Source organism: Promicromonospora citrea (assembly GCF_013004695.1).
In the GTDB taxonomy this organism is placed as follows: domain Bacteria; phylum Actinomycetota; class Actinomycetes; order Actinomycetales; family Cellulomonadaceae; genus Promicromonospora; species Promicromonospora citrea.
Map to the genome: position 1 here is coordinate 1 of NZ_JABEMG010000140.1, position 11091 is coordinate 11091.

The following is an 11091-nucleotide window of genomic DNA, read 5'->3' on the forward strand; positions in this document are numbered from 1 at the left end:
TGGTCGAGCGCGCGGTCGCGACGGCCGGGGTGCGGGTGACGGCGGTCGGCGTCGGGGCGGCGGGCGTCGTCGACCCGGCGGCGGGGCGCGTGCTCGCGGCGAGCGACTCGTTCGTCGACTGGGTGGGCACCGACCTGCGGGGCGGGCTCGTGGACCGCACGGCGCTCCCGGTCACGGTCGCCAACGACGTGGACGCCTTCCTCGTCGGCGAGGCGACCTGGGGTGCGGTGCGCGGTGTGCGGTCGGCGGCCGGCATCGCGCTGGGCACCGGTGTGGGCGGCGCGCTCTGGCTCGACGGCGCGCTCTACCGCGGCGCCGGTGCGGCCGGCGAGATCGGTCACATGCCCGGGTTCGGCGACGCCGTCTGCACGTGCGGACAGCGGGGGCACCTCGAGACGCTGGCGTCCGGCCGGTCGGTCGAGCGGCGGTACGCGGAGGCCATGGCGGGGGCGGCGGTCGGCGCGGCCGAGATCGAGGCGCTGGCGCGGGCGGGGGAGCCCGTCGCGGCGCGGGTCCTCGCGGAGGCGGGGCACGCCGTCGGCTCGGCGGTGCTCGTGGTGGCGGCGCTGCTCGACGTCGGCCACGTGGTGGTGGGCGGCGGCCTGGCCGGTGCGTGGGACCTGCTGGAGCCCGCGCTGCTGGCGCGGCTGCGCGAGGCGCCGCCCGTCTCGGGTCACCCGGTCGAGGTGCGCCGCGCGGCGCTCGGCGCCGACGCGACCGTCGTGGGCGCGGCGGCGCTGGCGCGCTGAGTCGCGACGGCGGCCTCGGCAACCCAGCGATCGTGCCCGGATCCACGCCGGGATCCGGTCACGATCGCTGGGTCGGCGGACGTGCCGGGGCGCGCTCAGCGTCGCGTCACGGGAGCGTCCAACGCTGGACCGTGCTGCCGTCGCAGTTCGCGATCTCGGTGCGCGTGCCGTCGTTCTGCACGCGGCCGACGGGCTGGAGGCAGCGGCCGGACTGCGGGTTGCGCAGCGCCTGCGAGCCGCTCACCGCGGCCCACTGCTGCGCTCCGGTGCCGTTGCAGTCCCAGAGCTGCACCCGCGTGCCCGCGGCCGTGCCACCGCCCGCGACGTCGAGGCACTTGCCGAGCGCCCGGACGGTGCCGTCGGTCCCGACCGTCCACTGCTGGGCGGCGTTGTTGTTGCAGTTCGCGAGCTGGATCGGGGTGCCGTTGGCGGTGGCGGCTCCGGCGACGTCGAGGCAGATGCCGTTGCTCGCGGTGATCCGGCCCGTGCGGCTGCCCCCGCCGCCCGGGGAGTCGTAGACGCGCACGTAGTCGACGACCATCTGCTGCGGGAACTGCGTGGACCCGTCGGGGTAGCCGGGCCAGTTGCCGCCGACCGCGACGTTGAGGATGAAGAAGAACGGCTGGTTGTACACCCAGGGGTTGCCGCGCGTGTCGGCGGAGGTGAACGTCTGGTAGGCGACGCCGTCCACGAGCCACGTGATGGAGTTCGGGCTCCAGTCGATCGCGAAGGTGTGGAAGTCGTCGGCGAACGACCAGCCCTGCGGGTGCATGTACGACCCGGTGATCGGGTTGCCGCCGAAGTAGCCCGGGCCGTGCAGGGTGCCGTGCACGATGTGCGGCTCGCGGCCGATGTTCTCCATGATGTCGATCTCGCCCGCGTCCGGCCACGGCGTGCCGGGGAACTGACCGCCGAGCATCCAGAACGCCGGCCAGATGCCCTGGCCGCGCGGGATCTTGATGCGCGCCTCGAGCCGGCCGTACTGGGGCTGGACCTTGCCCTTGGTCGTGAGGCGGGCCGACGTGTAGCCGCCGCCCTCCTGCCGGGCGGTGATGACGAGGTTGCCGTTGCCGTCGAGCGCGGAGTTGTTGCGCGAGTTGACGTAGGTCTGCAGCTCGTTGTTGCCCCAGCCGCCGCCCCCGGTCTCGTGGTTCCAGTAGGCGGCGTTCGGGGCGCTGCCCGCGGGCCCGTCGAACTCGTCCGACCAGGTGAGTGCTGCCGCGGCCGCCTGCGGCTCCGCGGCCGCCGCGCCGGCGTCGGGCGGTGCCGCCGAGGCCGCGACCGAGGCGGTGAGGACGAGGGAGAGGGCCGCCGCCGCCACGACGGCGGTGCGGGTGCTGCGGTGTCTCGTGGGACGCATCGGACGCTCCTTCGCGAACGTGTCCACCCTGTCCCACGGGTCGTGCGACAGGCCCGTCCGGTGCTGCCGCCCGTGCGCCCGGCGGGGTACGGCCGCGGGGACGGGCGAGGCGTGACGGGTGGTGCTCACGAGAAGGATGCGGTGCGGTATCCCGCCAGACAACGGACCGCCGGGCGGATACGGGTTTTCCCCGACGACGTCCACGGCGCGTCGCGCCCCGCCGGGTGAAAACCACCCCGTACACGCGCCCCGGAGACACGACGACGGCGCCCGGCCGCGGGGTGCGGTCGGGCGCCGTCGGTGCGGGGCGTCGTCGGAGCCGAGGGGCTCAGGCGGCGGTGGTGACCTCGATGCGCTGCGGCGTCGTGCCGGCGAAGACGCCGGGCACGGTGACCGTCAGCACGCCCGCGTCGTAGGACGCGTGGACGGCGTCGCCGTCCACGGCCCTCGGCAGGGTGACGGTGCGCCGGAACGAGCCGAAGCGGACCTCCGAGACACGGCGGCCCTCCGACTCCTCGGGACGCTGGTCCTTGCGCTCACCGCGCACGACGAGCCTGCGGCCCTCGAGCTCGACGGTGACGTCGTCCGCCGGGTCGATGCCCGGCAGGTCGAGGCGGGCGACGAGGTCCTCGCCCTCGCGGTAGACGTCGGCGGCCGGCACGGGGCCGGTGGGCTCGGTCCACGGGTCGCGCAGCCAGGTGCGGGCGAACGGTGAGCGGGTCAGGACGGTGGTGGTCATGATGTTCTCCTCCGGACGGGTCTGATGCCGGGTACAACCTGAGTCGACCCGACTCAATTTCCGGGTTCGCCGTCGGCGGACGACGGCGGGCTCGGACCCGCTCAGTGCCGCGTGATCGTCAGGCGCGAGCCGCCGTCCGGGTCGGCCACGACCTCCGCCGTGCCGCCCACCGGGACGGTGAGCAGGGCATGTACGGCGTGCCCCGCAGCAGCGCGAGCGTGCCCAGGTTGCCCCCGGTGCACCAGAGGTGCCGGGGCGCTCGCGGGCGGACGGGGCGATGATGGGAGGACCGCAACGACGCGAGGAGGTGTCCGATGAGAGCAGCAGTGGGTGACCGGGTCGTGACCGCCTCGGGGGTGGTCGGTGGCACGGTGCGGGACGGCGTGGTGACCGAGTGCCCGCACGGCGACGGGTCGCCGCCGTACCGGGTGCGCTGGTCGGACACGGGCGAGGAGACCCTGGTCTACCCGGGCTCCGACACGTACGTCGACCGGGAGGGCGGCGCCGCGCCTGAGCGTGCGCGCGAGGGGCGTGCGCTCACCTGGGACGTGCGGATCAGCGTGGTCGAGTCCGGCGGCAGCACGACGGCGGAGGCGATGGTGATGAACGGTCCGCCGGAGTCGCTGCGCGCCGTCGGGCACGCGCGGAAGTCTCCCGAGGATCCGGAGGTGCCGCTCATCGGGGACGAGATCGCGGCGGCGCGGGCGCTGCGGCGGCTCGCCGACCGCCTGCTGGACGTGGCCGAGGGCGACGTGTCCGCGGCCGTCGGGCACAAGGCCCACGTGCACGGCTGAGCCGCCGTCGGGCCGGACGGGTCAGGACTGCGCGAGGATGCCCGAGGCGTCGAGCGCCTCGCGCACCTCGGCATCGAGCCACGGCTCGATGCCCTCCCAGGTCGTGCGCCACGAGATGCCCGTGACCTGGCTGCCGTCGGGGAACCGCTCGACGTAGTCGGCCTGCACCACGCCGAACCCGTCGCACCAGAACGCGTTGGCCGGCTCGCCGTCGAGCAGCTGGTCGATGCGCATGGCCGTCGTCGAGACGCCGTCGGGGAGCACGAGCGGCTGGGTGTCGGTGCGCACGAGCAGGGCGTGCCGGGTGCACGTGGGGTCGGCGTCGTCGAGCTGGGTGTACTCGACCCAGGCGCCGGCCTCGGCGAGCTCGAGCACCAGGAGGTACCGCGCGAACGAGGGAACGCCGTCGCCGACCCCGGGCGGCAGGTCGGCGCGCACGAAGGCGACGTCGACGCCGCCCGGATCGCGCTGCAGCGAGTACCGCACCCAGCGGCGCACGTCACCGTCGTACTCCACGCGCTGGCGGGCCCGCAGCACGACGTCGGGCGTCGGGCGCATCGCGAGCACGGAGTCGAGCACGCGCAGACCGCTGGGCAGGTGGGCGTCCCGGCGCACCAGGACGCCGTCCGGGGTGGTCCCGTTGTTGCTCAGCGCGTGGATGTGCATGCCCGATTCTTGCGTCCTGTCCGGCTCCGCCGCCAGGCCGGGCGCCCGGACATCGTGTCGCCGCGTCCGGCCGGGATAGGTTGCGGACATGGCCGATCGCGTGGACGTGGAACAGCACAGGGCCGACGTCGCGGAGCTGCTCGCTCCGCTCGCCGACCGTCCCCACGAGGAGGTGGCGCTGCACCAGGACGTGCTCGGGCGCGTGGTGGCGCGCGACGTCCCGGCGCCCGGTGCCCTGCCCCGGTTCCGCAACTCGCAGATGGACGGGTTCGCGGTCCGGGCCGAGGACGTCGCGGCGGCGGCGCCGGGCGTGCCCGTCACGCTGCCGGTCGCCGGGGAGGTCGCCGCCGCGCCCGGCAGGCCTGCGCCGCTCGAGCCCGGTACCGCCGTCCGCATCATGACGGGTGCGCCCGTGCCCGCCGGTGCCGACGCCGTCGTGCCCGTCGAGGACACCGACCACGTGACCTTCAACGGCGCGGCGGGCGGCCCGGCGTCGACCGTCACGGTGGTTCGCGGACGCGGCGCCGGGGAGTACGTCCGGGAACCGGGGTCCGACGTCGCGGCGGGCGACGTCGTGCTGCGCGCGGGCACGGTCCTCGCGCCGCACCACGTGGCCGCCGCCGCCGCGTGCGGCATCACGCGCCTGCCGCTGCTCGCGCCGGTCTCCGTCGCCGTCGTCTCGACGGGCAGCGAGCTCGTCCCGGCCGACCGCGAGCCGGGCCCCGGCCAGGTCTGGGACGCGAACGGTCCCGCGCTGGAGGCCGCGGTCCGCGCCGCCGGCGCCCGCGTGGGGCTGCGGGTGAGCGTCCCCGACGACCCGGAGATCCTGCGTGTCGCGCTGGAGCGTGCCGCCGCGCTGTGCGACCTGGTGCTGACGACCGGTGGCGTGAGCCAGGGCGCGTACGAGGTGGTCAAGGACGCGCTGCCCGAGGTCACGTTCCGCTCCGTGGCGATGCAGCCGGGAGGGCCGCAGGGCCTCGGCCGGGTCGGCGGACGCCCGGCGCTCACGTTCCCGGGCAACCCGGTGAGCGCCCAGGTCTCGTTCGTGGTGTTCCTGCGCGACGTGCTGCGCGCTGCGGGCGGCCTGCCCCCGGTCGGCCGCGGGACCGCCGTGCTCGACGGCGCCGTCACCTCCCCGCAGGGCAGGCGCCAGCTCCTGCGTGGCCGGTGGGCGGGCGGCGCCGCGGACGGTGCACCGCGCCGGGTCGCCGTCGTGGGCGGGCCCGGTTCCCACCTCGTCGCGTCGATGGCGGCGGCGGACGTGCTCGTCGACGTCCCGGCCGGGACGACTACGCTCGACGCGGGCGCCGAGGTGAGCGTCTGGCCGCTGTGAGGTGGGGGACGCGGTGGCGGACCCCTGGCGGACCGAGGACGAGGGAGCAGCGATGGACCAGCAGGCGGGCTCGCAGCCGGATCAGGAGCCGCGCGAGGTCGTGCGGGTGACGTCGGAGGTGCTCGACGACGCCGTCGGGCGGGCGGTCGAGGCCGCCGTGGCCGCGCCGGAGTGCGGCGCCGTGGTCACGTTCCGCGGCGTGGTACGCGACGAGGACGGCGGCCGTGACGTGACCAGCCTCGACTACGAGGCGCACCCCGACGCGAGCGCCGTGCTGCGTGACGTGTGCGCAGCGGTGGCCGCGGAGACCGGGCTGCGCGTCGCCGCGGTCCACCGGTACGGCCACCTGGAGATCGGCGACGTGGCGCTCGTGGCGGCGGCCTCCGCCGGGCACCGCAAGGAGGCGTTCGAGGCGTGCTCCCTGCTGGTCGAGCGGATCAAGGCCGAGGTGCCGATCTGGAAGAAGCAGCAGTTCACCGACGGCGAGTCCGAATGGGTCGGTCTCTAGCGATCGACCGCACCCGCGTCACCGCGCGGCGCACCGTTCCGGGCACGGCACCGGGGAGGCCGGGCAGGTTCCTCGGCAGGTTCCTCGGCAGGGTCAGGCTCGGCAGGCTCGGCAGGCTCGGCAGGCTCGCCCGGGAGAAGGCGGGCAGCGACAGGGTCGGCCGGGGGACGGCGGCCAGCCCACGCACCCAGATGCGCTCGCGGACCGGCGGGGGCGGCACGTCGAGCTGCGCGGAGAACGCCTCGGCGCACGCCCGCCACGAGAAGAGCTCGGCGTACCGGCGGGTCTCCTCGCGCGAGCACTCCAGGGCGGCGAGACACGCGGCGCGCAGGTCGTCGTCGACCGCCCCGGCACCGGAGCCGGGGACGAGGTCCCGCGGGCCGGGCGCGTCGAACCCGGCCACGGGCGTCCCCGACGCCATGGCCTCAAGGATGACCAGGCCGAACGTGTCGGTGCGGCTCGGGAAGACGAGCACGTCGGCGTCCGCGAAGTGCTGGGCGAGGTCGTCGCCCGAGCGCCGCCCCCGGAAGTGCGCGCCCGGGTAGGCCGCCTCGAGGCCGGCCCGCGCGGGTCCGTCGCCCACGACCACCTGCGAGCCGGGCAGGTCGAGGTCGAGGAACCCCTCGACGTTCTTCTCGACCGCGAGCCGGCCGACGTACAGGAACACGGGTCCGGGCAGGTCCGCGTACACGCCGTGGCCGTGGCCCGGCCTGCCGGACGGCGCCCGCCGCCGCGGGTGGAAGTGCTCCGTGTCGACCCCGAGGCTCCACGGCGTCACGTTCCGGATGCGGCGCTGCGTGAGCTCCTCGCGCATCGTCGGCGTCGTGACGAGCACGGCACCCGACTTGTCGTGGAAGCTGCGCACGTAGCGGTACCCCGCCCACAGCGGGATCCAGGACCACCGCGCGTTGACGTACTCGGGGAACCGCGTGTGATAGCTCGTCGTGAACGGGAAGCCGAAGTGGTCGCAGACCGACCGGGCGTACCAGCCGAGCGGGCCCTCGGTGGCGATGTGCACGGCGTCGGGCGCGAACTCCAGGAACCGCCGCTCGACGTCGTCGCGAGCCATGAGCGGCACGCGGATCTCGGAGTAGGTGATCAGGGGGATCGTGCGGTAGCCGTCCCAGGGGGTGACCACCTCGACCACGCAGCCCATCCGGCGCAGCTCCGCGACCGTGCGAGCCAGGGCCGTCGCGACGCCGTTGACCTGCGGCTCCCAGGCGTCCGTCACGATCATGATGCGTCGCGGCCGGTCGGTCGCTGTCCTCACGGGCGAGATTCAACCACGGTCCGGCCGCGGCGCGGACCGCGGGCGGTGGTAGGGCTCAGCCCCCGATGGCGCCCATGCTGCGCACGGTGTCGGCGAACGCGTCGTCGGAGAGCTCGAGCGCGTCGCTGCCGTGCGCGCGGGGCTTGGCCCACATGGCGGCGCGCCAGGCGTCGGCGACCGCCGCGTCGTCGGCGCCCGACCGCAGGAGCGCCTTGAGGTCGGTCTCCTCGTTGCCGAACAGGCACGAGCGCACGGTGCCCTCGGCGGTGAGGCGCGTCCGGTCGCACGCGCCGCAGAACGAGCGGGTGACCGAGGCGATGACGCCGACCGTCGCCGGGCCGCCGTCCACCAGCCACTCCTCGGCCGGGGCCGACGGGTCCTCCCGCCCGGCGGGGGTCAGGGTGAAGCGGCGGCCGAGCGCGTCGAGCAGGTCGGCGGCGCTGACGACGTCGTCGCGGGTCCAGCGCCCGTCGGCGTCGAGCGGCATCTCCTCGATGAAACGCAGCGCACAGCCGTGCTCGACCGCCCACGCGAGCAGGTCGGCGGCGCCCGCGAGCGTCTCGGGCAGCAGCACGGCGTTGATCTTGACCGGCGCGAGGCCCGCGGCGAGCGCGGCACGGATGCCGGTCAGCACGTCGTCGAGGCGGTCGCGCCGGGTCAGGGTCGCGAACGCCTGGCGGTCGACGGTGTCGAGCGAGACGTTGACGCGGTCGAGCCCTGCGGCGACGAGGGCGTCCACGCGCTTGTCGAGGCCGAGGGCGTTGGAGGTCATCGCGATGCGCACCCGGTCGGTCGCGCCGGCGGCGGCGAGCCCGTCGTCGGCCGCGGCGCGCGCGGCCGCGATGATCTGCTCGAGGTCGCGGCGCATGAGCGGCTCGCCGCCCGTGAACCGGATGTCGCGGACACCGAGGTCCCGCACGCCGATGCCGACGAGCCGGCCGATCTCCGCGGGTGTCATGAGCTCGTCGCGCGGCACGAGGGGGAGGCCCTCGGCCGGCATGCAGTAGGTGCAGCGCAGCGAGCACGCCGTCGTGATCGAGACGCGCAGGTCCCGGGCGACGCGGCCGTACCGGTCGAGCAGCAGCGGGGTGTCCGGCCGGGGCCGGCCTGCCGGGGTGGCCGCGCGGCGGGGCACGCCCCGCACCGAGGGGATCCCGAGCGTGACTGCTGCCATGGGCCGAGAGTAGTCCAGGCACGTCGCGCTGCGGCCGGACGTCCACCTGACCGCCACCTGACGTTCTTGTCCCTGCAGGTCACGCGGTGTGGTTCCGTCGTGCGGAGCGCCTACGATGTGGGACATGACCGAGTCTCGGACAGCCGTCGTCGGACCGGGTGCGATCGGGGGCCTCGTCGCAGCGATGCTGCAGCGTGCGGGGCACGACGTCGTGGTGGTGGCCCGGGCGGGCACCGCGCGGCACGTCACCGAGCACGGTCTCGACGTGACCACCGACGAGTTCGGCTCGTGGCACGCCCCGCTCACCGCGGTGACGGAGGTGCCGCGCGGCGCGCGCGTCGTCGTCGCGGTCAAGGCCGAGGGCCTCGCCGACGCCGTCCGCCTCGTCGAGCACGCCGAGCCCGCCGAGGTGGTGGCGCTGCTCAACGGCCTCGACCACGTGGACGCCCTGCGCGCCGCCCTGCCCGGCGTGCGCGTCGTCGGCGCCACGATCGCGGGCGAGACCCTGCGGACGGGCGCGGGCGGGCCGGGGCCGGCCCTGGTCCGGCACCGGGGCACCCTGCTGCGGGTGGTCGTGCCCGACGACGCCGCGGACCTGGGCGTCGTCACCGCGCTGCGGGACACCCCGATCGAGGTGCTCACGGGCGGTACCGAGGCGGAGGTGCTGTGGAAGAAGCTGCGCTTCCTCGCGCCGCTGGCGCTGCTCACCTCGACGTGGGGGTCCGGCATCGGGGAGGCGCTGACCCGGGACGACGGCCTGACCGCCGGGCTGCTCGCGGAGATCGCGGCGACCGCCACCGCCGAGGGCGTCCCGACGACGGGCGAGGAGCTGCGCGGCATCCTCGACGGCTTCCCCGCCACGATGCGGTCGTCCCTGCAGGCCGACGTCGAGGCCGGGCACGTGGGCGAGCTCGACGCCATCGGCGGCGCCGTGCGGCGTCGTGCGGCAGACCACCGGATCGCGGCGCCGATGCTCGACGACCTGCTGGGACGCATCGCGCACCGCGCCGCCGAGATCGGCGCGGGGGCTCAGGCGTAGCTGGCCTTGACCACCAGGACGGGAGCGGGGGAGTCGAGCAGCACCTGCTGCGTGGTCGCGCCCACGAGGAACGTGCCGACCGTCGAGTGCTTGCGCGAGCCGATGACCACGAGGTCGGCCGAGACCGCGTCGGCCTGGTCGAGGATCGCGTCCGCGACCTCGGTGTCCTCGGAGCGGAAGGCGATCGGGGCGACCGTGACCGTGTCGGGCACCGAGTCGAGCAGGTGGGCGAGCGCCGCGGGCACCTGGGTGCCCGCCTGAGGCGTGAGCACGAGCACCGCGAGCTCCTGCTCACGGCGGACGGCCTCGCTGACGGCAGCCCGCATGGCTGCCTCACCCTGGGGTGACTCGTTGTACGCCACGAGGACGGTCATCGGCCCTAGCACCTCCGGACAGGTTCGCCGGGTAGTCACCCTGCGGTGAAACTCTCTCACAAGTCCGGTGCACTGGCAGGCGTCTCCTGCGACGCGGACACCGCCCCGCCTGCGGCGTCGCACTTTGCTGTCCGGCTGTCGGTGGCTGACGGTATGTTCCAGGTGCCTCGCAGCGACGGGGCGGGAGAGACAGGAGTGGCGGCATGGGCCTGCTGGACAAGATCAAGGGCGAGCTCGTCGACATCGTCGAGTGGCTCGACGACACGCGGGACACGATCGTGTGGCGGTTCCCCCGCTACCAGAACGAGATCAAGATGGGCGCGCGGCTGATCGTGCGCGAGTCGCAGACCGCGGTGTTCGTCAACGAGGGCACCGTCGCCGACGTCTTCGAGCCGGGCACCTACACGCTCGAGACGCGCAACCTGCCGATCCTGTCCACCCTCAAGGGCTGGAAGCACGGGTTCAGCTCGCCCTTCAAGGCGGAGGTCTACTTCGTCAGCACGCGCCAGTTCACCGACCTCAAGTGGGGCACCAGGAACCCGGTGATGATGCGGGACCCGGAGCTGGGCATGGTGCGCGTGCGGGCCTTCGGCGCGTTCGCCGCCCGCGTCAGCGACCCCACGCTCCTGCTGCGCGAGCTCGTCGGCACCGACCCGCAGTTCCGCACCGACGAGGTGCACGAGTACCTGCGGCAGAACCTCGTCAGCCACGTCGCGAGCGTGCTCGCCTCGTCGGGCATCCCGGTCATGGACCTCGCCGCCCACCACGGCGACCTCGGCGGCCAGCTCGCCACCCGCCTCACCGACGAGCTGAGCGCCGAGATCGGCCTCGCCGTACCGAAGTTCGTCATCGAGAACGTCTCCCTGCCGCCCGAGGTCGAGGAGGCGCTGGACAAGCGCACCTCGATGGGCATCGTCTCGTCCGGCACGGTGGGCAGCATGGCCGCCTTCCAGCAGTTCCAGGCGGGCCAGGCCATGGAGGCCGCGGCCGACGGCGGCGGCGCCGGCGCCGTGATCGGCATGGGGCTCGGCCAGGCCGTCGGCAACGCGATCGTGCCGCCCACCCAGACCGCCCCCGCCGCGCCG

At 74.9% G+C, this 11091-nt stretch carries 12 protein-coding genes; 6 read left to right on the top strand and 6 right to left on the bottom strand.

Features of this window, described 5'->3' with window-relative positions:
- On the top strand, positions 1–749 hold a 749-nt coding region (locus HLB15_RS19730), incomplete at its 5' end, for an ROK family protein (protein WP_171107846.1).
- A gap of 106 nt (positions 750–855) precedes the next feature.
- On the opposite strand, the gene HLB15_RS19735 is transcribed toward HLB15_RS19730, so the two are convergent.
- Complete coding sequence (locus HLB15_RS19735) at positions 856–2109, bottom strand: glycoside hydrolase family 16 protein (protein ID WP_171107849.1); 1254 nt, start codon at positions 2107–2109, stop codon at positions 856–858.
- Between the two features lie 328 nt (positions 2110–2437).
- Positions 2438–2848 (bottom strand): Hsp20/alpha crystallin family protein, encoded by a 411-nt coding sequence (locus tag HLB15_RS19740; protein WP_171107851.1) that lies wholly within the window; start codon positions 2846–2848, stop codon positions 2438–2440.
- Between the two features lie 314 nt (positions 2849–3162).
- Here HLB15_RS19740 and HLB15_RS19745 point away from each other — a divergent pair, with 314 nt between their 5' ends.
- Entirely contained in the window at positions 3163–3642 is a 480-nt protein-coding gene (locus HLB15_RS19745; protein WP_171107853.1) for a dsRBD fold-containing protein, read from the top strand.
- A gap of 21 nt (positions 3643–3663) precedes the next feature.
- On the opposite strand, the gene HLB15_RS19750 is transcribed toward HLB15_RS19745, so the two are convergent.
- Positions 3664–4308, bottom strand: a complete 645-nt coding sequence (locus HLB15_RS19750; protein WP_171107855.1) for a hypothetical protein — start codon at positions 4306–4308, stop codon at positions 3664–3666.
- Between the two features lie 88 nt (positions 4309–4396).
- Here HLB15_RS19750 and HLB15_RS19755 point away from each other — a divergent pair, with 88 nt between their 5' ends.
- Positions 4397–5641, top strand: coding sequence for a molybdopterin molybdotransferase MoeA (locus tag HLB15_RS19755; protein ID WP_171107858.1), 1245 nt, complete (start codon positions 4397–4399; stop codon positions 5639–5641).
- 52 nt (positions 5642–5693) lie between these two features.
- Entirely contained in the window at positions 5694–6149 is a 456-nt protein-coding gene (locus HLB15_RS19760) for a molybdenum cofactor biosynthesis protein MoaE (RefSeq protein WP_171107860.1), read from the top strand.
- Here the strand turns inward: HLB15_RS19760 and HLB15_RS19765 are convergent.
- Both HLB15_RS19765 and moaA read right to left on the bottom strand, forming a co-directional pair.
- On the bottom strand, positions 6115–7419 hold the full coding sequence (locus HLB15_RS19765) for a glycosyltransferase family 4 protein (RefSeq protein WP_212760129.1): 1305 nt from the start codon (positions 7417–7419) through the stop codon (positions 6115–6117). The genes HLB15_RS19760 and HLB15_RS19765 overlap by 35 nt on opposite strands.
- Positions 7420–7474: 55 nt before the next feature.
- The gene (gene moaA, locus HLB15_RS19770; protein ID WP_171107861.1) at positions 7475–8593 is read right to left on the bottom strand and encodes a GTP 3',8-cyclase MoaA; all 1119 of its coding nucleotides are present in this window, start codon (positions 8591–8593) and stop codon (positions 7475–7477) included.
- A 124-nt stretch (positions 8594–8717) separates the two neighbouring features.
- On the opposite strand from moaA, the gene HLB15_RS19775 reads away from it, so the two are divergent.
- Positions 8718–9632 carry a ketopantoate reductase family protein gene (locus HLB15_RS19775; RefSeq protein ID WP_171107863.1) on the top strand — a complete coding sequence of 305 codons (915 nt, stop codon included), beginning with the start codon at positions 8718–8720 and terminating at the stop codon, positions 9630–9632.
- Here the strand turns inward: HLB15_RS19775 and HLB15_RS19780 are convergent.
- Positions 9623–10006: a universal stress protein gene (locus HLB15_RS19780; protein WP_171107865.1), complete on the bottom strand. Its 384-nt coding sequence runs from the start codon at positions 10004–10006 to the stop codon at positions 9623–9625. The two genes, HLB15_RS19775 and HLB15_RS19780, sit on opposite strands and share 10 nt — an antisense overlap.
- Positions 10007–10209: 203 nt before the next feature.
- Here HLB15_RS19780 and HLB15_RS19785 point away from each other — a divergent pair.
- On the top strand, positions 10210–11091 hold an 882-nt coding region (locus tag HLB15_RS19785; protein WP_171107867.1), incomplete at its 3' end, for an SPFH domain-containing protein.

What these genes read in the sequence shown, in the direction of transcription:
- HLB15_RS19735 (WP_171107849.1), bottom strand. Translation starts at nt 2,109, where the DNA reads ATGCGTCCCACGAGACACCGCAGCACCCGCACCGCCGTCGTGGCGGCG.
- HLB15_RS19740 (WP_171107851.1), bottom strand. Translation starts at nt 2,848, where the DNA reads ATGACCACCACCGTCCTGACCCGCTCACCGTTCGCCCGCACCTGGCTG.
- HLB15_RS19745 (WP_171107853.1), top strand. Translation starts at nt 3,163, where the DNA reads ATGAGAGCAGCAGTGGGTGACCGGGTCGTGACCGCCTCGGGGGTGGTC.
- HLB15_RS19750 (WP_171107855.1), bottom strand. Translation starts at nt 4,308, where the DNA reads ATGCACATCCACGCGCTGAGCAACAACGGGACCACCCCGGACGGCGTC.
- HLB15_RS19755 (WP_171107858.1), top strand. Translation starts at nt 4,397, where the DNA reads ATGGCCGATCGCGTGGACGTGGAACAGCACAGGGCCGACGTCGCGGAG.
- HLB15_RS19760 (WP_171107860.1), top strand. Translation starts at nt 5,694, where the DNA reads ATGGACCAGCAGGCGGGCTCGCAGCCGGATCAGGAGCCGCGCGAGGTC.
- moaA (WP_171107861.1), bottom strand. Translation starts at nt 8,593, where the DNA reads ATGGCAGCAGTCACGCTCGGGATCCCCTCGGTGCGGGGCGTGCCCCGC.
- HLB15_RS19775 (WP_171107863.1), top strand. Translation starts at nt 8,718, where the DNA reads ATGACCGAGTCTCGGACAGCCGTCGTCGGACCGGGTGCGATCGGGGGC.
- HLB15_RS19780 (WP_171107865.1), bottom strand. Translation starts at nt 10,006, where the DNA reads ATGACCGTCCTCGTGGCGTACAACGAGTCACCCCAGGGTGAGGCAGCC.